This is a genomic window from Candidatus Nanosynbacter sp. TM7-057 (assembly GCF_022828295.1).
Lineage (GTDB): Bacteria > Patescibacteriota > Saccharimonadia > Saccharimonadales > Saccharimonadaceae > Nanosynbacter.
This window is the reverse complement of record NZ_JAJQJT010000002.1, coordinates 69,360-88,337: the sequence shown is the minus strand read 5'-3', so window position 1 is coordinate 88,337 and position 18,978 is coordinate 69,360. Positions and strand designations below refer to the sequence as shown.

Genomic DNA, 18,978 nt, shown 5'->3' with positions numbered 1-18,978 from the left:
TTAGGCTACGTGTTTAATAGCCACTGCTGCTGCGATGCCACTCAAGCCACCACCTGCGAAGATTTCCTGCAAGTATTCGTGCTTATTTTGCTTCAACGCAAAGTTGGTGTAGCTCTCAATTGACTGATCGCCAACCACCTTGTACTTATTGAATACAACTAAGTAGGCGTCGTTCTCGGCGTCGTTGGTGTCGTTGAACCACTGTGGCGTAAACTTGCCAGCAAGCTCCAAGTCTTCCAAGATGTTAACGCCTGGAGTGTACAGCATATGCTTGTCAGTACCTCGCTCATCTTTCAGGGCGGTGAGGTAGCCACGCTTTGCGATGATGTAAACGTCGCCCTCAGCCTCGATTAAGTCGCGTGCATTCAAGATAGCAGTACGGCGACTTTCTCCTGTTTTTGGCGTATAGGTTTTAGCAAACACGTTGCCAGCCTTGGCGTCAGCTTTGACAGATACAAACGACTTGATCTTGTCGTCGCTAGTGTCGACTAGTCCGTCACCGATAACGATCGCACGCTCGATACTTGCGATAATCCGCTTTGGCAACTCTTGCAATACGTAACGCAACAGTGAGCCAGTGCTCTTATTCTTGCGGATAGTTTCTTTATCCAGGGTCAGGTACTTGTAGATATACTGACCTTCAAGCACACGGTTTTCGATAGCAATCGTAGCCTCTTTCTTGTCTTTACCAGCCTGGTGTCCCAATGCACCGTCAGTGTTGGTGTCCCAAGCGGTGTTGTAGGCGTCAAGTCCAGTTTTATCGACTAGGTTCCAAATTGGTCCGCCAGCCTTAAACGCACTCTCAACTGCCTCAACAACTGGTGCTGGGAATAGTTTGTCGGCACCAGTGACAGCCATCTGTACACCGTTAGCCTCAAGCTTGTCCATCCAAGCTTCACGAACGGCTGCCGCACCTGCTCCTGCCTGTGCTACCAGCACGTCAGCAAAATCTTCTAATGCCTTTGGTGTGTCCAAGTAATTTACGACAGTACCTTTGTCGACAGCTGCTGGATCAGCTGGTTCTTTAACTTGCATCTTTGCAATGTCTTTCGGATCCATTTCCGTATCCTCCTCAGGATTGTTATCAGTTGGTTCATCCGGTACTGATTGCTCAGCTTCGTCAGTAGGCTCAGCCTCTGGCGCGGCTTCCGGTACCGCTGTTTCGTCAGTCTTCGTTTCAGGTTCAGGTGCATTTTCGGTCGGCTCTGCCGCCTTAGCCGCTTCAGCCTCTGCTTTCGCCTTGATCTGTTCAACCAGGCTCTGCATTGGCTTGGCATCTGCCTGCTTTACGGCCGACATACTGAATGCAAAGTTCATACCAATCGCATTCTGCACGCCCTCGTCTTGTTTTTGCTTCTCCGGTGCCTCAGACACCTCATCAGCAAAACCAAGCTCGACAGCCTTATCGGCAAGCATCCACGTTTCCGCTTCCAGCAGCTCAGCGATTTTATCCTCGTCAAGCCCTGTCCGTTTGGCGTAGATAGGCGTGATGCCCTCCTCGATTTTCATCAGAACGTCTTTGGCTTTCTCCATGTCATCAACCGTGCCCATCGCGCAAACAGACGGACGGTGAATCATGATCATTGAGCCTGGCGACATGATAATCTTGTCACCCGCCATCGCAATTACTGATGCAATCGACGCCGCTAAACCATCAACTCTGACAGTGACATTTCCGTTATGATTCACAAGCGCGTTATAGATTGCCAAGCCTGCGAACACATCGCCACCGGGGCTGTTAATGACAACAGTCAAATCGCCCGCATGCTGCTTGAGTTCTTCGCGAAATAGGTCGGGTGTGACTTCGTCGCCCCACCAGGTATCGCTCGCGATAGGCCCGTCAAGTATAAGCTCTTGATTATTCGATGAAACGGAATTGCTCCACTTCCAGAACTTCATGCTTTATTTCCTTGTTAAAGTTTGCTTTCGACTCCTGCTTGCCCGTCCAATTTGAGCGTCTTGCTCTCGTCTTATTTCTAAGACTACAGATTACGATTTATCGAACTCATAACGCACCTGGTTGTCTGTCGAAGTGGCGTTCACAATCTTGATATTGTTGACATGTTTACACTTCGCGTTACTACAACGCACCTGTGCGATCATCTGCGTCACACCCTTGATGTTCAGGTAGCGTCCGCACTCCTCGCACCGCAAATCTAAATCAGCCATCTCATCGTCAATGATTCGCCGCTCAGCATTCAAATACGCCTTGACAACACGGTACTTCGGGTGGCAATGGCCGTTCGGGTGTACGTCGTAGCCGTCATTCTGCGCAAAATTGTTGATGAATATGCCGCCGTCCCTGCCAATGATTGCTTCATTCAGGCTTAGGATTGGCTCATCAACCGCCACCCACTTATCGATCAATGTGGCGCAAAATTCGCACGGCTTGCCGGTCTCACTCTCCATCGCTTTTTCGATCAGCGTTCCCGTTTGGTTTTGCACCTGCTTCATGGCTTCAACGCTCGACAGTGCATCAGCTCGTGATATCTCAGTGCGAGCCATTCTCTGTACTCGCCATTCGTCGGTCTTCATAATGCCGCGCAGTTTCTCCTCTAGCTCAGACTGTGCCCAGCCGTGCGATGCCGCATGATCAAGCACGCGACGGATTGAGACGGCTGTATCGTCAGCGTATGAGCGCGCCACGTTTAGCAGATAGGCTCGGTATGCTTCCTGTGTTGATGCTGCTACCACAAAGCCTGTTAGCTCGGCGGTAGACACTCCGTTATCTATCAGTAGCTGCTTACCATCCTCAAAGTAAATTGCCCCCTGAACTATCATCAGTGCCACGATAATCAACAGTAGCGCTTCGGCAAATTCGTTTTGCTCGTCGTCTTCTTCAGTACTGTTTTCGGCCGTCTGGCGCGATTCAGCAATAGCTCGATCAACTTGCTTCTGCATAAACTCAGTCGTTGCGTCATAAATCAGCTGCTCAAAATCATCGAGCGTCTGCGGCTGATTATCGGCTGATGCTTTTGGGCTGGTGCCGTTCGCTTCTCCCCAAACCCCCGTGTCGCCAACCTTGCGGCGGTCTGGCGCATCTGCTACTTCATCACCCTCATCAACATCTGGCTTGTCATTTTCAATCTCTGGCGGCTGGTAGTCACCCTTGCGTAGTAGCTTAAAGTTGTTCGGCAACTTCAGCGCATCGATGATGCTATCAGTACTGTAGCCTGCCGCCTCCAGCTTAAGAATGCTATTGATACGAATATCATCAGCCTCAGCCTGCACTTTGACCTCGTCAACAACTTGCGGAATAGCGAATTCGTAAGTAATGGCTATGCCCATGCCACCAGTGATTCGGTTTAGCTCGTGCGTCAGCTGTGTGTAGTTGCGTAGTAGCAATGGATCAACGACGTTCTCGGCGAATACCTGCTTTGACACCTGCGCGTTGGCGTATGTCGCAGTGTCATCAATGCCTTTCATGATTGCCGAAACGCCAAATGACGTATCAATTCGCCTGTCAACCTGCTTGAATAAGTTCTCGAAGTCAATATCTTTGTTTGGTTGCGAGAACGGCACCCACTCAACAGCTGCGGTAGTCGACGGTTTACCGGTCTTAGAGTCAACTGGTCGGTGCGTGTATGTAACGTTGTTGTTGCTCCCTGCTCCGCGATGAGCGTCTTGCAACATCGCCACACTCTCTTGGAATGATTGCCGTGTTGGTGCGGTAATAATGAATTGCCCGGCCGGTACTGCTCCATTCTCGAAAAAGCCGGCCTGAAAATCGGCGATGTAATCGTCGAGTGTCGCCCAGCGACGTGATGCTTCAGATGGTGAATAGCCGGCGTACAGGTCGTTTGGATCAACACCACCAGGTAATACCAGCACTTCATCTTCAGTAAACGTCTGTGTGCCGACTGTGTATGTTGTCTTGTCGCCAACTCGTGCAACTCGCGGAAACTCCAAGAACGTAAAGCCGGCAATATTCTTGCCGCCCTGCCCCCTGAAGTCACCGCCAGGCTTTGCTACTCCGCCATAGTTGCTCCAAACCAAAATGTACGTCTTCCGTAGAGACAGTGTCGAAACGGCTATCTTTTCAGCAAATGCCACCGAACTGTCGGATTTATTCGGGTGGTACAGGGCGTTAATGACTTCATGTGGTACTTGCTTGCCGTTGCCGTCAATAGCAAACGGTCGCACTGTCATGTATTTATTGGCAACCGTTCGAATATTAGGATAAGCTGTCGCGTAACTGCTGGCACGGTAATGATCAAACATTGATAATCTCTGAAAAGCGGGGTCAACGCCACTCACACGTCGTTCACCCCTTAATCCCATGGCTGTTTTAATAATTCCCATCTACTTATTGCTCCTGTATAAATAAACCGACCAAAATATCAGCTGTACGCCGACAAACACCACTGTGGCGACCTTGCCGCCATAATATAGCCAAATGCAAAATGGCACACCAATGAACATCAACAGCCCTATCCACGCTTCGATGACAGTGTCCCTGTCTGGTTTTTCAAACTTGATATTGCGCAAAAAGTCTTTCAATTTCATATAGTCCTCTAACTGTAAATATACGGATTACATAATTCCGCCCCACTCCATCACCACCTCGTGCTTCAGCTGTAGCCAAAAACCCATCAATACAGAGTCGAATATGTCAGGCGATTTGCCGAGCCGCTTCTTGATTGATTCCTTAGATTCCAACACAAACACCTTGTCTTTGTACTCGTGGTGGTGCATCTGCGCCTCTTTAATGAACTCATTGAGAAATGGAAAGCTCTCGAGGATTTTCACCTTGCCGCTGTCAAGACCCATTGCTAGCATGTACGCCACCTGCGACCGTAAATTGTTAAACGCCATCAGCTCCTGTGAACGCTCAGCATCCTCTCGGCTCTTTGGCTCGTCATCGAATGTTAGGAATGGGTCGGGCGAAAAGCCAGACTTAAACACCGCGAACTCAGCACCGCGGTCTTTGCCCCCATCGATAACACCAACGCCAACACCCACGCCATCAACTGCGATATTCTCGTAACCAATAGAGAAGTTATCTGAATGCTCAATCAGCCACTCTGCCTGTTTGCCTGTTTCCATCTGTTCGCTTGAATCTTTCGTGATGCTGCCGTCAATCAGTGTCAGGTTCTCCCAGTCCGCTGCCACGCTACGGTCAACGCCATCACGCGCCACGTCGTAGCCGGTCGTCTTGCGTCCTGGCTCGTAGCTCTTGACGATTGCCTTGGCGAAAATACTCGAACGGAATATCGTCTTGCTCTCGTCCTGGTATTCCCAGTTATTTTTGAGGTACCGCTCGACCCACCATGTCGGGTTGGTCATCATCGCGTCGATGTCTGATTGCATTTGCCATGAATCAGATAAATCGAACTCGACCACACGAATGTTTAACGGTAGCGGCTCATATTTACCATTTCCGCCGTATTTCCAACGCATATATACCTCTTTGATATGATCAACGTCATTCGGGTTGAGGGTGATGATAGCGATGCTCGGCTGCCCGTTGGTGTTGCGGCGGCCCTTACGGGATTTGGCTGTAGTAAACATCGTCAATGATAATTCGTCAGCCTCGTCAATGTGGCTAGCGGTGGCGTTGATACCTTTAATTTTCTGGCCGCTCCTGTCTTTCGTCTCATCCGCCTCCACAAATCCAATCTTTGAGCCGTTAGGAAACTTGATTTCATAGTCTTGGCCGTTATATGTGTAATCCTCGCCCTCCTTGAAGTTTTTGCGATCGAGCATTGTCAGGTATGATGGAATTACCGACCGCTTCGCAGTGCTAATATTTTTACGAAACACTGTCCAGTAGGTCTTCTCGAACGTGTCACAAATATCAATGCCGACACTTGCCGCGATGTCTGTCTTGCCGGTACCAACTGCACCAATCAAATAAATAGTATCGACTTCGGGACAGTCGTTAATAATATCGACAACGCTTTGCTGCTTCGGCTTTAATTCTAGCGACATGAGCTATTCGCCTTTCGTTTTGCGCGGCTTGATAGTCGATACGATCTTTGGCGGCTGCTTCTCGCGAACATCGACAGATAAGTCGACATGATCAACTGGCTTGCCGAATGCTCGGTCTAACATATCCTTGATCGCTTTGTTGTCAGGCTTCTGCGTAGCGATGAAATAATACTCATCATCTACACCATCCAGCTCACCGTCGAGAAATGCCGCGATAGTTTCGGGGTCAGTAACTTGCTCTGCCGGTAACCGATTGCCCTTGCGGTTGGTCTTTATAACGAACAGTATCTGCACGCCTGTCGCCAGTCGGAACTGTGCTTCATACAGCTTGTCAGCGTTTCTGGTGATTCGGTCTAAAATCCGCTGCTTCTCTTTCATCCGATCTAGCACTTTTTGAGTTTTTTTACCCTTAACCCCACCACTACCCTTTCTAGCACCGCCATGAGTTGACGGCGATGTACGATTACAACCAGCTACGTGGATATCGTAATTGTCTTGCCGCTTATACTTTCGGCCGCATTTAGGACATGATTTGAAGTCATCTTTCATGATTATAATTCTAGAGATTGACGCGTAGTTCCTCTGGTATTGACTGCTCAGAGACAGATGAAATATGCACGCCGTAACTGTTTGCGATGAGCTGTGCTTGCATGAAAGTCAAATCTTTCGTGTTCCTCAACTTGCGCAGCATATTCTGGTATGGTTTTTTGTTTCGATCTTGCCAAGACTGCAAGAGAATGTAGTGTGACAACGGCTTGCATTTTCGCTCGTCGCCAATAATAATTGCTTGTTTTGAAATATAATAAATGGCGACCTGTCCGATCTCCTGACGGCGTCGCCTCGTCTTGTCTTGTTTGTCGATTTTTAGCCATTTGACCATGTTTGTTATCCCTCCTCTACCTCTGAAATATACAGATTAGGCGCTGGCAATCGCGGCCTCCCAACCGCTCAATCTCACCAGCGCCTAGCTATAAAATGCTTTGACTGTTTTATCAAGCAGTCAAGCGTTCCACTTCAGTCATAAACCCCTCAATCGTTCGATTGCTCTTGTGTTTTCGGCGGAATGACGATCAGCTTGTCAAACGGCAGGATGAATGCTTGACATCCCAACAGCTGCTTCACTTCAACTACGGCTTCGCTACCTTTTATCGCAATCACCTCGCCGCACAGCGCCTCTATCGATTCGTCGCCATGCTTAAACGCAACCCTGTCGCCAACTTTAACCCCTGGCGTTTCAGACTGCGCACACTTCTCGTCGTTGCTCTGCTCTTTAACACCATCAGCAATTGCCTTTGACGCGGCGCTAGCATTTTTAGCTATCGCTTCAAAAGATCCAGCGGCAGGCTTCAGCTTCCAGCTCTTGATTCTCAAAACGTTTTTCCAAGTAAACGACCATCGACGACAGCTTTTGACATCGTGATGCATCTCCGTTTCAATCTCTTCAAGATTCGTGAGACTCAAGAAATAACCTCTACGATAATTGACGTCAAAATTACCATCCGAATAATAGATAGCAGCGTCCCTCAGGTCAGCGCCACTCAGGTCAGCGCCACTCAGGTCAGCGTCCCTCAGGTCAGCGTCCCTCAGGTCAGCGTCCCTCAGGTCAGCGCCACTCAGGTTAGCGTCCCTCAGGTCAGCGTCCCTCAGGTCAGCGCCACTCAGGTCAGCGTTATCGTCAACAGCTGCTTCAACTGCTTTTTTCGTCGTGGCGTTGTCTGATTCGTACTCAAACAATACATCTCCACTGAACCATGATTTAATTTCAATTTTGACTTTAGACATTTTAGCCTCCTATTTAGTTATTGACTCAATAAACTCAATCGCCGCATCACAACCCTTACAGACAACAGTCTGAATGCCAGCCTCATTGAGCGTTTTAATCCACTGTTTTTGATTTGCCGACGTTACACCTCCCTTCTTGCGTTTCATTTCGATAGCAACAAGACGATGATTTTTACCATAAACACCGTCACCACTAACAACAGGATTGTCTCCATAGTGTATGAACTCCATCGTTGCGTCGCTATAGTCTGCTGGGACTATCACGAATAAGTCTGGCACACCAGAACTCACACCAAGCTTCTTATTCTTTGCTTTCTGGCTCCAGCTTCGGGTGTAGGTTTCATTTGGCACGCGAAAGTGTGGATAGCCTTTTAGCCGCAACCACTGCACAAATGCTTCTTGCTCCTGATCCTCGGTTGGATTATCTATGTTTGCGAGATTAGGCATTATTTCCACTCCTTAATTCCAAAATAAATCTTCCAATCTCGCTCATTTTCTTTGATAGATTTTTCAGCTTCTTCTCTAGTCGCATAGCGTACAGGTTCACCAGCATCACAGTCAGCAAGTTCACACGCGGTGAGCGTTTCACGTCCATGGTCATAATAGACAATCCAGCCACCCTTGCCATTCTCGAAGTCTGGCTTAAATGTTGATGCTTTTCGCAGTCTGACTTCAGCCAGTTTGCGTTCATAAGCTTCTTTACATTCTTCTTCGGCGTGATAAGCATTACCATTGTCAATATTCAATCTGTCAATGATAGCGTCCGTGTAATTGCGACAGCTAACCTTGCCCCAATAGTCAATGTACCAATATCTATCGCCCCATTTAAGACTCCAACTAATACTGCTTGTTGGTTCGAACCACTCGTCAAAATTATTGATTTCTCTAACAAGAATTGAATGTCTATGGCCTGATTCACACGCTTTCAAAACCCTCGTGCCATCGATTTTAATTTTCTCTTTGAAGATTGCCCCAGCTTTAACTGTGGGCAAATCTTTTAGTAGCTTATATAGTCTCATTTCTCCTCCAACAATTCAGAATCTTCGTGAATATTACCAACTACCTCAATTTTCGAAAAACTGATAGATATATCAGTTAGTGATTCTGAAGTATCATTAATTGGGTTGTACAGTTCAAAGCCGCAATTTTTGAAAACCACGACGCCATATTGCCACTCAAAAACTTCGCGCTGATAGTTCGCGTTGCGATATTTTGCGATATCACCCTCTCGGATTTTATTTTTAACGATATCAATAGCGCCAGTTTCCTGTTCTACAACATATTTTTCTGGATTATTCAAAATCTCGGCAAAACTTTTAATCAGTTTGCCATCACAAATTTTTTGAATATCATAAACATACTGTTTTGATTCAACCAACCAGCAGCGAAAATGCTTTATTGAGCGCTTATCCTGTTTCATCTATATTTCCTTCCCGTCCTTGTAACATTTCGAGTAGCCCATCTCACCACCAACCGTTTTACAGCGAGCTTTAGTATTCGTGTATTGAGCCTCTCGCTCTGACATTTGATCCTCCCAAACAGCAGCCCAGTGCAAAAAGACAATTATTGAAATTATCAGTACAAATACACCTAAGACAATCACTACGTCTTGCGGTTCAGCGTTCTTCATAAACTTCGGACTAATTTTCATTTCTTATGCTCCTCCTCATACCTTTTGATAAAGTTGTCTATATCTTCCCACACGGTCCCGTTCGGAGATTGCTGTTTAATGCGGTTGAAGGTTTCATACTGCCTTGGAATTACCTCAGTCAGATATTTCACTTCTCCATACAGTCTTACGATTTCCAGAATACGTTCACTGATATTGCCATTTACACATCTCTTTGTTTCATCGTAATTATACGGGTCCATATACAAAGATGTGGCACTAGTTTCGATTGGGCTTACATCTTTTAATACGCTTTCTAAACTGCCTCTCTCCAAGATTTCTTCAAGCAGTTCATTTTGTTTTTCAATTGATTTTCGCATCGACTCAAACATTATCGTATTCCTTTACCGCCTTAATTATTTTTTTAATTGACCAATGCCCAGCTACGATTAAGCCAGTGATAAAAATAGCGTGCGGTACTGCTTGTAAAATCCAAACTAATGTTTCCATTTCGTTCCTTTTCCTCAACCGTAGAACTGGGAGCAAGGCGACATCAAAGTGTATATCATTGATTAATTGCTTTAAGGTTTTGATGTCGCCTATTAGACAGACGACCCGGGTGGGTAAAATGGTCATCTGTCCAGTTCTGCGGTTGATGTTAATGTTCGCCCAGTTTTTCGACATATGGTAGGTCGTTGGTTAATGGCGTTTATATGTCGTCAGATTTAATCGGTGCAACGCCAGCCACGATCTCGTTTCCGTCCCATGCATAATCTGGCGAGGACTTTATCAAAATCGGCTCGTCATGCTTGCCAACATGAATGACTACGCCACTCATCATGCCGTCGCTCTGCTTGAATTGTCGCAGTGCCTCGATAAGCAATTTAGGATTAACTACGACCGACTTTACAGGAAACGCCTCTGAACTTTTTTGCTCAACGAATGGGCGTGTCTCTGGAAAGCGCAGCTCGGTTTGCTCTTGAAATGGAATCTCGGCTTTAATCGGGAAGCTCTCGTCAATCGGCATCATTTCGCCGTACGGATTTGTGCGAACAATAATTTTGCCGTCGTGAACATACGCTCGGTCAAAGTCAGTCTTCATGACTTTATCAGCGGCAACGAGAACGCTCTGCGGGATATTCATCGAGCAGGCTTTTGCTCCAGGCTCGGCGTCAACTTCACGGCGGATCAGCTTATAACCGTCTGTGGCAATGAGCATGGCTTTATGTATGCCTTTCTCCTGCTCGACAACCTCCAGTCTGACATTCTCCAAAACCTTGTTCTGCGGTGTTGGCTTCTGTGCCATTTTATATACAGCGATCTGCTGTTTGGTTAGCGAAACGATACTGCTCACTTCTCCCACCAAAATCCTTTCTGCTCAGCCGCAGCCTCAGACTGTTTGTCGTCTTTCAAACTGCCAGCTGGCTTATTATTTATCTTGACCGCGACATCTACGTCCCGAACGCCGTGCTCCAGCAGCCATTTCTTGGCGCGCTTGGCATCAGATTCGGTAGCGTAGGTTTTCGCGTACGGTTTGTTCTTCTCGTCGCTCCAGCGAACGGTGAATGTGCAATTCATCAGAGACATTACGTAACCTCCAGTTTCTTGCGCTTGCGGCGCTGCTTCTTGCGAAGTGCTTTTTTAGTCATTTGGATACTCTATCGTCAAGGTTGATTCCTTAATGTCTTCCAGGTTCAAGTTCTTGCCGCCAAAACTGATTTCGTATACAGTCCATTCCACTTCCATTTTCAGTCTCCAAACCTTTCATACATACAGTTTTCGTGCATGTCTGAATAGTCTTTTCGCTCTGTGTCAGATTTAACGAGTGCTAAATTGCACATACTACATCTGCCGTACGGTGCGGTTTTTTCAAATTCAGCTAGCTCGTCATCCTGCTTAGGTCGGCGTTTGCTGATTCGGCCGCAAATCCGAGCTGCCTCCCGATTGAGTGCAAAACCCGTTTTATTGCCTCTTGACCTCGATCCGCCCTTTCTGCCAATTTCACGGTAGAAGTTTGGGTTTTTCGCGAGAATTGTTGCGGCAGCTTTCCTGCCGCCCGCTTCCGTTCCTGCCATAACTCTCCTTTCACTTATTAAAATGGTATTTCGCTCAAATCAATCGGCGTGTCGAGGTCAACGTCCTCGGTAGCTTTCGCCGCTTGTTTAGTTGTTGTATTTGCTGATTTAGTGTCCTCCTCGGCATATCGTTCTGTGGCTGGTGCGGTATTGCTACCACCCTTGGCGTCGCTCAAAAGCTGGAACTGGTCGATGATAACCTCAGTGGCTTTGCGCTTGATGTCGTCTTTCTCCCAGATTCTCGTTTGCAATCTGCCGGTTATGCCAATCTGCTTGCCTTTCGGTGCGTATTCTGCCAGCAGTTCAGCTGCCTTGTTCCAGGCGACGCAATCGATAAAGCTTGCGTCGGCATCTTTGCCGTAGCCATCAACCGCTAGTGCGAATGAGGCTACGGACTTGCCGCTATTCGTCGTTTTGACTTCGATGTCTCGGACAACGCGACCGATTAGAGTTACGTTATTGATTGCTGCCATATTTAGAAACTCTTTTCCTCGCGGATTTCAACACCTGGAATTTCACGTAACCCATTGGCGATAGCTTCGCGGATTAGTTTGTCGCTTGGCTCGCATAGTGATCGTGGCACTAACTCAGGATTGACAACCGTAAATACTGTTTTAGTCTTGATGCCAGACTTGACAGTTGGCTGCTGTGCTTTAGCAGCTTTGGCTGCTTCAGCCTCGGCAATCTCTTGTTCGCGTTTACGTTGTGCGGCTAGTTTTGCAGCTTCAGCCTCATCACGCTCGGCGGTTGTTAGTTCGTCTTTACGCGTCAGCAACTCGTTGATGGCTTTGGTGAATGCCAGCTTGATTTCAGCGTGGTTCTGATCGGCTTCAGGTAACTCAGCGAATGCCTGCTTTAATTCAGCGCCTCGCTCGTCGCAGGCTTTCTGGCTGCGTAGTGATTTGGCGTTGGTAGCGAACTTAGCACAAATAGCGTCAACGCGTGCCTCCTCCTCTCTAGCCAATCGCTCCTGTTCTTCCTGATAAGCTAGAATCTTTTGGCTGATGTTTTTCAGAGCCTCCTCAGCCGGTGCCAGAACGTCCTTTTCAGCGTCGATGAACTGTGACTTGACGCTGTCAAAGTTGCGAGTGATCGCCAGCCGAGCGTTCTTGACTTCGGAGCGGTGCGAGGTGATCAGCTTGCGGATTGCGACTGCTTCTTTAGCGGTTGTATCATCAGTGACCTCTTTGGCTTTCGCCTGCTCAAGTAATTCTTGAGATTTCACCTTAAACGGTGATATTGTTGCGACTTGTGAGTCGACATATTGTTGTAGTTGCGACATGTATCCTCCTTTATTTCCTGTCTGCTTCAGATTTGCCCAAGCGAGCGTCTGTCATTTCGACACGTGAGCTTGGGATGGTTGGCTTAGCGGCTGCTTCGATTTGCTCTCGGCTTGCCAATACTGGTGCTGCCGTAATCCACGCGTACTCAGCATCACCCCGAACGCCATCGACGATCTTCGTAAAGTCTGGTTCGATGTAACGTCCCAGTCGGCCAGTACGGTCTTTTGCAACATATTTGTCGCTGGCTGGATCAACGATAATCAGTCGCTTGGTGTCGCCGGTTTCGCTATCATTGATCGTTGTCATGTAGCCGACGATGTCCACCAGATTGACCAGCTCCTCAGATAGCCTTGTGGCTACCATTGGGCGTTTAATGACTCGGCCATCATCGTCTTTCTCTTGAACGTGAGCCACGATAACGATATGCTTACCGCTATCACGCATGGTTTTCAAGAACGTTCGCATGGTTGATTTCAACCAGCCCCAGCCTGCCATTGTCGGGTTGCCGTCACGCTGGACCAGTTTGCTGTCGGCTCTATTTCGCATGTAGGCGATCAGCTTCTCCATCAGCTCGCCAATCGGGTCGATGATCACCGTATCGTAGTTGTCAGTGAGTGCGATCTGCATAAACTCCTGCATATCGTCCCATTTTTCGATCAGCGCTACGTCAGCTGCAATGCCGCGAAGTCCGAAGTATTTGCTACCGTTTTCGCAGTCAGCGATAATCGGTCGTGGTGCTGTGGCTGCAAACGTTGTTTTACCAACGCCGCCCTCGCCATACACAACCATCAGAATTGATGGTTTTTCGGTCGGGTCTAAACTATTAAAGACTTTCATATTCTCCTTTCTTTTACAGGCTCCAGTCGCCCAACTCCCTCACTTCTTCAATGAGGAAATTCGGCTCGCTGTCGCCAAACTTTATGATCTCGTCGACACACGTACGCAGCTTGCGTTCGCCGGCTTCAACAAAGTCGATGCCGGCAATCATGAATTGCACGCGGTATGGTGCAACGGTTTCAACCACACAATAGGCAAACTTGACTAACGCCGGATCTAGTTCTAGGCTTGACGCCGTCACCAGTGTGTAAACTGCTGACTGTAAATCGTAGTGCATTGACTGCGCGGTTTTGAAAAACTTGTCAAACTTTGCGGTAGTTTTCAGGTCGGTTATCGTGGCCGATTCATCAGTGCGAATCAACACATCAGCCTTACCTTTCATATCTACGCCGTCGGCGGTGCGAGCGTACATTTCGTGCTCAAAGGTTGCACCTTTGGCGAAAATGTATTGCTTCGCCAACGGGTGATTCTCGATATTCTTCAAAATCTGATCAGCGGCTTTGAACATATCCAGAGTGATAATGTGTTTGCCGGCGGCTTTTTGTTCGTTACGCCACGCTTTGGATTCTTTCGAGTAGAAGTTTTCAAACGGGCTGATAGCGAACTGATCTTCACCGCCGAGCACCAGCATATGGACCAGCTGACCAAGATCGATAGCTTTACTATCTAGGTCTGGCAAGTCTCCGCGTTTAGCTGCAACTGCGTAATCGATACCGTGATCAAGAATCAGCTTCATTGATGAGTATGACCACTCTGGTCGGCTATAGTAAGCGTCTGCCACTTACGCCTCCCCTGCCAAAGCACGGTCGAGAAATGTCGGATCGATTAGGTTTTCTAATTTTTCAAACAAACTATTTTCGTCCATAAAACTTACCCTCAATCCACTTCATTCCTTTGTCGAAAATCCGCAACCACTTCGCTGCTTTGACCGACTTGTCGAAGTCACAGTCGTCCAACTTGCGCAGCCTGTCAATCACCCTATTGATAGGCTCGCGCTTATGTACCGTCACCAGTTCAGCTGGTGACGGTATCACGTTCACGTGTATCTTCATCGCCAAATCTCCTTTCGCGATTTTAATTCTTGGATAGTTTCGTCGAACACGCCGTTGGCGAATAATACGACCGCCAGCACCGCGATTGCCGCGAACTGCACCCACCAGAGGCGCAAGTCTGTTGGCTCGCTGATTGCGATTATCGCGGCTGGTAGTCCAACTACCCAGCTAATGATTTTTTTGATCTGTTTGTTTTTCGCTGCCATCTTTCAGCTCCTTTCGTTTTACGTACAAGAGTGCTCGCAGTCACTCTCATACTTGTTAGATATCTTCGCCTGTACATCCTGACAAATTGAACGTGGTTGCTAATTATTCCTAGCCAACTCTCCGTTTTTGCCAAAAACATACCTCTGACGTTTGATGAAGCTACAAATGCTGAACGTACAGGATTTCTAGCCTCATTTTTACGTCAAATAAAAAAAGAATCGACGCGAAGTCGATTCATGGTCGATAGATTTGACTAACAGAGGTAATCGCTGTTTATATCATGTAAGATTATTTCGTGATATAATTATATCATTTTACTGGCAAGTAATCGACCTTAGAAAACTACAAATAACCAAGGTAAAATTGCTCTAGGGCAAAATACAGCCATCCTTGAGCAGGCGGGAGATAGTCCTCAAGGACTCCCCTCTCTTCAGACTTGGAGAGGGGTCATTACCTGAATTATAATATAGCTATGAACTACGATAGATATCTAGAATTACAAACTCGCCTAGAATGGTTTTATGATTTTCATCCAGAGTTTTTTAATGATATTTCACCCGAGCAGAAGAAACTACTGCAGGATACGTTCCTGTACGACGCACCCGACGAACACTATCCGGAGTCATTACGGGATTTTTATGATAAGAATATTGACAACCAACCAACACTTCAGAATGATATGCTCTTAGCGATAGATGCTTTATATAAAGCGGCGGGAGCTGGAAGCCTGTTTGATTATGATGAATAAAGCCTCTCTTCGTACGACCATGCCACCGAGCTTATAAGATTTAAGCTAACTTCCATACTGATATAATAAATTCATGATTCACAACTTGCATTCAGCATATTCTTTACCAGCAGACCACGATACACGTCATAAAACTGTCCATTTTTCACACTCAAAATAGTACAATTATAAAGACATGAAAAATAGCATCGGCATCACAATACCAGATTTTATCACTCAAGCCTTTCCTTTACTTAATGAAGCAACATATGTTCGTGAATTTGCTTCTTTCATCACGCTATATCCAGATGCGGTCTATTATCTATTTCAAACAACAGCTGGTCAGTCGCTCATACTTGTAGCAATTGACTATCCCGACCCAACAGACGAGAGCCAACAAGTAAAGAAAATATCTGGCGGTTTTGAGTTTGAATTCACATATCTTATCAAGCCGTATGCCAATGACCAACACCTCAGAATCTGTCCAAATGATGAAGTAGAAGAACTATTTTTCGTCTCAGACCCAAATGGTCGTTGCCACTATTATCTGGCAGCGGTCAAACAAAAGCGGAGTTGGTAAATTTATGTTGACTGAGCGTTTCTAAGTTCGAGAATACCCCATCCTGGTAGTATAAAGCTACCTGAGTAGGGTTACTACCTTGTTATAATAAACCTATGATCCATAAGCTATACTCTGTCTACGATTTACCAGCAGACCACGACGAGTGCCACTTGTTTGAGCATCTGATCATTAGGCGATTCTTAAAGGAAACGGAAAAAGCTGGCGGCAACCGAGCTTTTACTGGAAAGTTAGACGGCACGACTAGCGAATCAAGCGTATTTTTTACGTCCGCACTATTCACAAGCGAGTCTAATACATTATTTGAAAAAACTATCAACGATATTACGCCTTTTGAGATGTCTCTTATTCAACAGTCCATCTCACACATAGAAGCCGAGATGCAATCCAACATTGATATAGCAAAAACTATAAACGTCACAAACATGAACGCAATCCTAAAACAAGTAAAGGCGACGATAATTCTGGATTATTAGCTCTAACTGATTTTCTAGCAGAGAAAAGATCCTGAAGAGGAAATATTAACGCCGCCAATATGCAAGCTTATTGACAAACCTTAAACTCAATACCAATCACGCCATAAATCTTTTGGTCTTCAATAGAATAAAATTCAGAAATTTGATTTTCTAACCATTCGACATTATCACCGCCGAACTTTCGCGGATTATTGTGAGAAAATAAGTCACGAAATGTCGCGTATCTCAGCAAACCAATAACCTCAGCGGTAACAGTTTGCTCAGAATTATCTCTATTTGTAAAAATAATCCGATCTCCAATCTGGATTTTCTGTCGTTTGACGTCATATAATCGCGACTCGATAGTCTTATTGCCAGAAATAATAGCATTAAACGGCTCAGTCGCCAATTTTAATTGGTGTGAGGTCATAAAATTATTTGCCTTTCTTGCTATAATTAAACCATCATATAAATAAATATTCAAATATCTCGTTTAGCCGAAAACCACTCTATTTTGAGATAATTTCTATAATTTTACGAATTTCTTTTGCTTTCTCGTCATCGCTTTTTAGAAAATTGTCCATATCATTTTCACAAAAATCAATTACATGCTCAATGTTTTTTGGTTTTCCAGTGTACTGTTCGATAGCTCCTTTCTTCAGATAAAACGCGTCGGATGAATATCTTAACTCTATTTGCTCGTCTAGGTCAGGATGCTCGTTTCTATATGCAATTATCTGCTTGTCTGTTTTTACTGGCGGTAGGCTCTTATTTTGACTTTTGTAAAATCCTCTATAGAAATCCGTTTTTGTAGTATCTAGATCCTTAATAAAATAGACTTTTAGCCCGAAAGATTCAAAAAATGATTTAAATGAAAATATGCTCCTCTCGCCATTCACGCCATATACAGTAATGTATTGACTAGCTTCTTGATGTAGTATCTTTATAGCAGCTCTAAAGAAATACTCATCATCTTGACCCTCGACTAATAAAACCTTATCCAAGAACAGCACTCTAGCAGCTTGGGTGTTATTTAGAATCTCTATCAGCTTTCTTTGATCTTCTCTAATATTGGGAGCGCACACCACGGAATTACGCTCTTCATTTAGCGAAAATCGTTTGACATACCCTATTGTCTTGTTGCTTATGAATCCTTCCGAATGAGTTACTATTATATATTGCACATCTTGCTCGTCCGCTAGATTTTCGAGTATTTTAAGATATTCAAATTGAAATTGGTAATGTAAGTGAATCTCCGGCTCATCGATAATAACAAGACCGCCATTTACATCATCCCGACCGTACGCCTCAAATATCAAGTGCATAATCGATTTTTGTCCAGCGCTAAGACTGTTAATATCTCCTAGATTCCGCTCATTTTTTGTATCGTAAAATCTAAATTCGTATGACCAAGTTCTTAAGTCCGTGAGTTCTATATAAAATTTTAAATTCAATAGTTTAAGCTTGCTATTTATATCATTAACCATCTTCAAACTATTTACAGCGTCTTTGGCTTCATCAATATCCTTTTTGCCTTTTAAAAAATTAAGATATTCCTCACCAAGCTTGAGCTTTACAATATTGAATATAGCTGGCTCACTACCAGATTGATCATGATTACTGCGATAAGAAGAATCGCGCCTAATTTCTCGTAGTTGGCTTGCTGGGTTAGATTGCAAAGAGGTTTGTAGAGAGAAAGTATTATAATTACGAAAAGCAGACAACATAGAAAATGTACTTCCAAGAGGCTTTACATGGTCGGCATGTTTATTATTATGTATCGCTCAGATTGAATCACGAGATGGTAAAAATAACTTTACATGGTCGGCATGTTTATTATTATGTATCGCTATAGCTTCGTTGATAGCCTGGTAGTATTCTAGATAAAATTGTACGGAATCCGGCGTGGAATCAGTATATTCTACATTGTATGTGCTTTTTTCATAATTAAAGATAATATCTATAACAATTTTTATATCGCCATTTATAGGCCTAAAATCTATGGGAAATTCTATATGAGAATACTCCTCAAATATATTTTTTATATGAGTGTAATTATTTGTTATATGGCTCATGTTAGTTTTGTCAACATCATCAAGTGTAAATGATATTCTTATTCTCTGTGGTTTCGATTCCGAATTCCAATTAGGCTGGAGTCGAAGACCTGAAATATTATTAGATCGATCATCTATCACAAGGACATTTCTTCGATTTTCACCTGACAACGAAAAATTATAATCCCTAAACTCACAATACTTAAATAGGACTCTTGTGAATACAAAATTCATAGCCTCTAAAGCCGTTGACTTGCCAGATCCGTTCCCTCCAATAATAATATTAAGATCTGGGTCAAATTCAATATTAAAGGCGCTGTTTATATCCTCCTCGTATTTAAAGCTAAGGATATTTGATAATTGTAAATAATTGACTCTCATTATGT

Annotated in this window: 28 protein-coding genes and 1 pseudogene; 4 read left to right on the top strand and 25 right to left on the bottom strand. The window is 45.2% G+C overall.

Translation table 11 applies throughout. The annotated features are described in order from the left end of the window. The 7 genes from LRM45_RS03080 to LRM45_RS03050 all read right to left on the bottom strand — a co-directional run bounded on the left by LRM45_RS03080 (window position 1) and on the right by LRM45_RS03050 (window position 7,593). Entirely contained in the window at window positions 1–1,899 is a 1,899-nt protein-coding gene (locus LRM45_RS03080; RefSeq protein WP_243826709.1) for a head maturation protease, ClpP-related, read from the bottom strand. 90 nt (window positions 1,900–1,989) lie between these two features. Beyond that, the gene (locus LRM45_RS03075) at window positions 1,990–4,302 is read right to left on the bottom strand and encodes a phage portal protein (RefSeq protein ID WP_243826708.1); all 2,313 of its coding nucleotides are present in this window, start codon (window positions 4,300–4,302) and stop codon (window positions 1,990–1,992) included. Then, on the bottom strand, window positions 4,303–4,506 hold the full coding sequence (locus LRM45_RS03070; RefSeq protein WP_243826707.1) for a hypothetical protein: 204 nt from the start codon (window positions 4,504–4,506) through the stop codon (window positions 4,303–4,305). 27 nt (window positions 4,507–4,533) lie between these two features. Then, window positions 4,534–5,931: a hypothetical protein gene (locus LRM45_RS03065; protein WP_243826706.1), complete on the bottom strand. Its 1,398-nt coding sequence runs from the start codon at window positions 5,929–5,931 to the stop codon at window positions 4,534–4,536. A gap of 3 nt (window positions 5,932–5,934) precedes the next feature. Then, window positions 5,935–6,480 carry a hypothetical protein gene (locus LRM45_RS03060; RefSeq protein ID WP_243826705.1) on the bottom strand — a complete coding sequence of 182 codons (546 nt, stop codon included), beginning with the start codon at window positions 6,478–6,480 and terminating at the stop codon, window positions 5,935–5,937. Between the two features lie 10 nt (window positions 6,481–6,490). Continuing rightward, window positions 6,491–6,811 (bottom strand): hypothetical protein, encoded by a 321-nt coding sequence (locus LRM45_RS03055; protein ID WP_243826704.1) that lies wholly within the window; start codon window positions 6,809–6,811, stop codon window positions 6,491–6,493. 149 nt (window positions 6,812–6,960) lie between these two features. After that, window positions 6,961–7,593 carry a pentapeptide repeat-containing protein gene (locus tag LRM45_RS03050; RefSeq protein WP_445083024.1) on the bottom strand — a complete coding sequence of 211 codons (633 nt, stop codon included), beginning with the start codon at window positions 7,591–7,593 and terminating at the stop codon, window positions 6,961–6,963. Between LRM45_RS03050 and LRM45_RS04265 the strand changes: the two are divergent. After that, window positions 7,502–7,786 (top strand): annotated as a pseudogene (locus LRM45_RS04265) (hypothetical protein); the annotation flags it as partial. The gene LRM45_RS03050 and the pseudogene LRM45_RS04265 sit on opposite strands and share 92 nt — an antisense overlap. On the opposite strand, the gene LRM45_RS03045 reads toward LRM45_RS04265, so the two are convergent. From LRM45_RS03045 to LRM45_RS02980, 15 genes are all read right to left on the bottom strand, one after another. Next, window positions 7,723–8,160, bottom strand: a complete 438-nt coding sequence (locus LRM45_RS03045; protein ID WP_243826702.1) for a VRR-NUC domain-containing protein — start codon at window positions 8,158–8,160, stop codon at window positions 7,723–7,725. The pseudogene LRM45_RS04265 and the gene LRM45_RS03045 overlap by 64 nt on opposite strands. Further along, complete coding sequence (locus LRM45_RS03040) at window positions 8,160–8,732, bottom strand: hypothetical protein (RefSeq protein WP_243826701.1); 573 nt, start codon at window positions 8,730–8,732, stop codon at window positions 8,160–8,162. The genes LRM45_RS03045 and LRM45_RS03040 overlap by 1 nt, the downstream gene beginning before the upstream one ends. Further along, entirely contained in the window at window positions 8,729–9,133 is a 405-nt protein-coding gene (locus LRM45_RS03035; protein WP_243826700.1) for a YopX family protein, read from the bottom strand. Before LRM45_RS03035 ends, LRM45_RS03040 begins: the two co-directional genes overlap by 4 nt. Further along, window positions 9,134–9,364: a hypothetical protein gene (locus LRM45_RS03030; RefSeq protein WP_243826699.1), complete on the bottom strand. Its 231-nt coding sequence runs from the start codon at window positions 9,362–9,364 to the stop codon at window positions 9,134–9,136. It abuts the gene before it with no gap. Continuing rightward, window positions 9,361–9,714: a hypothetical protein gene (locus tag LRM45_RS03025; protein ID WP_243826698.1), complete on the bottom strand. Its 354-nt coding sequence runs from the start codon at window positions 9,712–9,714 to the stop codon at window positions 9,361–9,363. The genes LRM45_RS03030 and LRM45_RS03025 overlap by 4 nt, the downstream gene beginning before the upstream one ends. Further along, window positions 9,707–9,832: a hypothetical protein gene (locus tag LRM45_RS04225; protein ID WP_275973435.1), complete on the bottom strand. Its 126-nt coding sequence runs from the start codon at window positions 9,830–9,832 to the stop codon at window positions 9,707–9,709. The genes LRM45_RS03025 and LRM45_RS04225 overlap by 8 nt, the downstream gene beginning before the upstream one ends. A gap of 199 nt (window positions 9,833–10,031) precedes the next feature. Next, complete coding sequence (locus tag LRM45_RS03020) at window positions 10,032–10,628, bottom strand: hypothetical protein (protein ID WP_243826697.1); 597 nt, start codon at window positions 10,626–10,628, stop codon at window positions 10,032–10,034. Between the two features lie 44 nt (window positions 10,629–10,672). Then, on the bottom strand, window positions 10,673–10,900 hold the full coding sequence (locus LRM45_RS03015) for a hypothetical protein (protein WP_243826696.1): 228 nt from the start codon (window positions 10,898–10,900) through the stop codon (window positions 10,673–10,675). A 170-nt stretch (window positions 10,901–11,070) separates the two neighbouring features. Beyond that, a complete protein-coding gene (locus tag LRM45_RS03010) occupies window positions 11,071–11,397 on the bottom strand; it encodes a con-10 family general stress protein (RefSeq protein ID WP_243826695.1) in 327 nt (108 codons plus the stop codon). Between the two features lie 17 nt (window positions 11,398–11,414). Further along, window positions 11,415–11,870 (bottom strand): single-stranded DNA-binding protein, encoded by a 456-nt coding sequence (locus LRM45_RS03005; RefSeq protein WP_243826694.1) that lies wholly within the window; start codon window positions 11,868–11,870, stop codon window positions 11,415–11,417. A 2-nt stretch (window positions 11,871–11,872) separates the two neighbouring features. Further along, window positions 11,873–12,679 (bottom strand): hypothetical protein, encoded by an 807-nt coding sequence (locus tag LRM45_RS03000; protein WP_243826693.1) that lies wholly within the window; start codon window positions 12,677–12,679, stop codon window positions 11,873–11,875. Window positions 12,680–12,689: 10 nt separating this feature from the next. Continuing rightward, the gene (locus tag LRM45_RS02995) at window positions 12,690–13,517 is read right to left on the bottom strand and encodes an ATP-binding protein (RefSeq protein WP_243826692.1); all 828 of its coding nucleotides are present in this window, start codon (window positions 13,515–13,517) and stop codon (window positions 12,690–12,692) included. A gap of 13 nt (window positions 13,518–13,530) precedes the next feature. Beyond that, window positions 13,531–14,298, bottom strand: a complete 768-nt coding sequence (locus tag LRM45_RS02990) for a PD-(D/E)XK nuclease-like domain-containing protein (RefSeq protein WP_243826691.1) — start codon at window positions 14,296–14,298, stop codon at window positions 13,531–13,533. Between the two features lie 70 nt (window positions 14,299–14,368). Continuing rightward, entirely contained in the window at window positions 14,369–14,569 is a 201-nt protein-coding gene (locus LRM45_RS02985) for a hypothetical protein (protein WP_243826690.1), read from the bottom strand. Continuing rightward, window positions 14,566–14,775, bottom strand: a complete 210-nt coding sequence (locus tag LRM45_RS02980; RefSeq protein ID WP_243826689.1) for a hypothetical protein — start codon at window positions 14,773–14,775, stop codon at window positions 14,566–14,568. Before LRM45_RS02980 ends, LRM45_RS02985 begins: the two co-directional genes overlap by 4 nt. A 473-nt stretch (window positions 14,776–15,248) precedes the next feature. Between LRM45_RS02980 and LRM45_RS02975 the strand changes: the two genes are divergently transcribed. The 3 genes from LRM45_RS02975 to LRM45_RS02965 all read left to right on the top strand — a co-directional run bounded on the left by LRM45_RS02975 (window position 15,249) and on the right by LRM45_RS02965 (window position 16,559). Further along, window positions 15,249–15,524, top strand: coding sequence for a hypothetical protein (locus tag LRM45_RS02975; protein WP_243826688.1), 276 nt, complete (start codon window positions 15,249–15,251; stop codon window positions 15,522–15,524). Window positions 15,525–15,699: 175 nt separating this feature from the next. Beyond that, window positions 15,700–16,083, top strand: a complete 384-nt coding sequence (locus LRM45_RS02970; protein WP_243826687.1) for a hypothetical protein — start codon at window positions 15,700–15,702, stop codon at window positions 16,081–16,083. 95 nt (window positions 16,084–16,178) lie between these two features. After that, on the top strand, window positions 16,179–16,559 hold the full coding sequence (locus tag LRM45_RS02965) for a hypothetical protein (protein ID WP_243826686.1): 381 nt from the start codon (window positions 16,179–16,181) through the stop codon (window positions 16,557–16,559). A gap of 67 nt (window positions 16,560–16,626) precedes the next feature. On the opposite strand, the gene LRM45_RS02960 is transcribed toward LRM45_RS02965, so the two are convergent. From LRM45_RS02960 to LRM45_RS02950, 3 genes are all read right to left on the bottom strand, one after another. Continuing rightward, a complete protein-coding gene (locus tag LRM45_RS02960) occupies window positions 16,627–16,968 on the bottom strand; it encodes an ASCH domain-containing protein (protein WP_243826685.1) in 342 nt (113 codons plus the stop codon). 79 nt (window positions 16,969–17,047) lie between these two features. Further along, complete coding sequence (locus LRM45_RS02955; protein ID WP_243826684.1) at window positions 17,048–18,265, bottom strand: ATP-dependent nuclease; 1,218 nt, start codon at window positions 18,263–18,265, stop codon at window positions 17,048–17,050. A gap of 57 nt (window positions 18,266–18,322) precedes the next feature. After that, on the bottom strand, window positions 18,323–18,973 hold the full coding sequence (locus LRM45_RS02950; RefSeq protein WP_243826683.1) for an ATP-binding protein: 651 nt from the start codon (window positions 18,971–18,973) through the stop codon (window positions 18,323–18,325). Window positions 18,974–18,978: the final 5 nt, after the last annotated feature.

What these genes read in the sequence shown, in the direction of transcription:
- LRM45_RS03055 (WP_243826704.1), bottom strand. Translation starts at nt 6,811, where the DNA reads ATGGTCAAATGGCTAAAAATCGACAAACAAGACAAGACGAGGCGACGC.
- LRM45_RS03060 (WP_243826705.1), bottom strand. Translation starts at nt 6,480, where the DNA reads ATGAAAGATGACTTCAAATCATGTCCTAAATGCGGCCGAAAGTATAAG.
- LRM45_RS04225 (WP_275973435.1), bottom strand. Translation starts at nt 9,832, where the DNA reads ATGGAAACATTAGTTTGGATTTTACAAGCAGTACCGCACGCTATTTTT.
- LRM45_RS02965 (WP_243826686.1), top strand. Translation starts at nt 16,179, where the DNA reads ATGATCCATAAGCTATACTCTGTCTACGATTTACCAGCAGACCACGAC.
- LRM45_RS03015 (WP_243826696.1), bottom strand. Translation starts at nt 10,900, where the DNA reads ATGAATTGCACATTCACCGTTCGCTGGAGCGACGAGAAGAACAAACCG.
- LRM45_RS02970 (WP_243826687.1), top strand. Translation starts at nt 15,700, where the DNA reads ATGAAAAATAGCATCGGCATCACAATACCAGATTTTATCACTCAAGCC.
- LRM45_RS03030 (WP_243826699.1), bottom strand. Translation starts at nt 9,364, where the DNA reads ATGAAAATTAGTCCGAAGTTTATGAAGAACGCTGAACCGCAAGACGTA.
- LRM45_RS03035 (WP_243826700.1), bottom strand. Translation starts at nt 9,133, where the DNA reads ATGAAACAGGATAAGCGCTCAATAAAGCATTTTCGCTGCTGGTTGGTT.
- LRM45_RS02980 (WP_243826689.1), bottom strand. Translation starts at nt 14,775, where the DNA reads ATGGCAGCGAAAAACAAACAGATCAAAAAAATCATTAGCTGGGTAGTT.
- LRM45_RS03065 (WP_243826706.1), bottom strand. Translation starts at nt 5,931, where the DNA reads ATGTCGCTAGAATTAAAGCCGAAGCAGCAAAGCGTTGTCGATATTATT.
- LRM45_RS03005 (WP_243826694.1), bottom strand. Translation starts at nt 11,870, where the DNA reads ATGGCAGCAATCAATAACGTAACTCTAATCGGTCGCGTTGTCCGAGAC.
- LRM45_RS03025 (WP_243826698.1), bottom strand. Translation starts at nt 9,714, where the DNA reads ATGTTTGAGTCGATGCGAAAATCAATTGAAAAACAAAATGAACTGCTT.
- LRM45_RS03000 (WP_243826693.1), bottom strand. Translation starts at nt 12,679, where the DNA reads ATGTCGCAACTACAACAATATGTCGACTCACAAGTCGCAACAATATCA.
- LRM45_RS03040 (WP_243826701.1), bottom strand. Translation starts at nt 8,732, where the DNA reads ATGAGACTATATAAGCTACTAAAAGATTTGCCCACAGTTAAAGCTGGG.
- LRM45_RS03020 (WP_243826697.1), bottom strand. Translation starts at nt 10,628, where the DNA reads ATGGCACAGAAGCCAACACCGCAGAACAAGGTTTTGGAGAATGTCAGA.
- LRM45_RS02950 (WP_243826683.1), bottom strand. Translation starts at nt 18,973, where the DNA reads ATGAGAGTCAATTATTTACAATTATCAAATATCCTTAGCTTTAAATAC.
- LRM45_RS03045 (WP_243826702.1), bottom strand. Translation starts at nt 8,160, where the DNA reads ATGCCTAATCTCGCAAACATAGATAATCCAACCGAGGATCAGGAGCAA.
- LRM45_RS02995 (WP_243826692.1), bottom strand. Translation starts at nt 13,517, where the DNA reads ATGAAAGTCTTTAATAGTTTAGACCCGACCGAAAAACCATCAATTCTG.
- LRM45_RS03010 (WP_243826695.1), bottom strand. Translation starts at nt 11,397, where the DNA reads ATGGCAGGAACGGAAGCGGGCGGCAGGAAAGCTGCCGCAACAATTCTC.
- LRM45_RS03080 (WP_243826709.1), bottom strand. Translation starts at nt 1,899, where the DNA reads ATGAAGTTCTGGAAGTGGAGCAATTCCGTTTCATCGAATAATCAAGAG.
- LRM45_RS02955 (WP_243826684.1), bottom strand. Translation starts at nt 18,265, where the DNA reads ATGTTGTCTGCTTTTCGTAATTATAATACTTTCTCTCTACAAACCTCT.
- LRM45_RS02985 (WP_243826690.1), bottom strand. Translation starts at nt 14,569, where the DNA reads ATGAAGATACACGTGAACGTGATACCGTCACCAGCTGAACTGGTGACG.
- LRM45_RS02960 (WP_243826685.1), bottom strand. Translation starts at nt 16,968, where the DNA reads ATGACCTCACACCAATTAAAATTGGCGACTGAGCCGTTTAATGCTATT.
- LRM45_RS03075 (WP_243826708.1), bottom strand. Translation starts at nt 4,302, where the DNA reads ATGGGAATTATTAAAACAGCCATGGGATTAAGGGGTGAACGACGTGTG.
- LRM45_RS03070 (WP_243826707.1), bottom strand. Translation starts at nt 4,506, where the DNA reads ATGAAATTGAAAGACTTTTTGCGCAATATCAAGTTTGAAAAACCAGAC.
- LRM45_RS02975 (WP_243826688.1), top strand. Translation starts at nt 15,249, where the DNA reads ATGAACTACGATAGATATCTAGAATTACAAACTCGCCTAGAATGGTTT.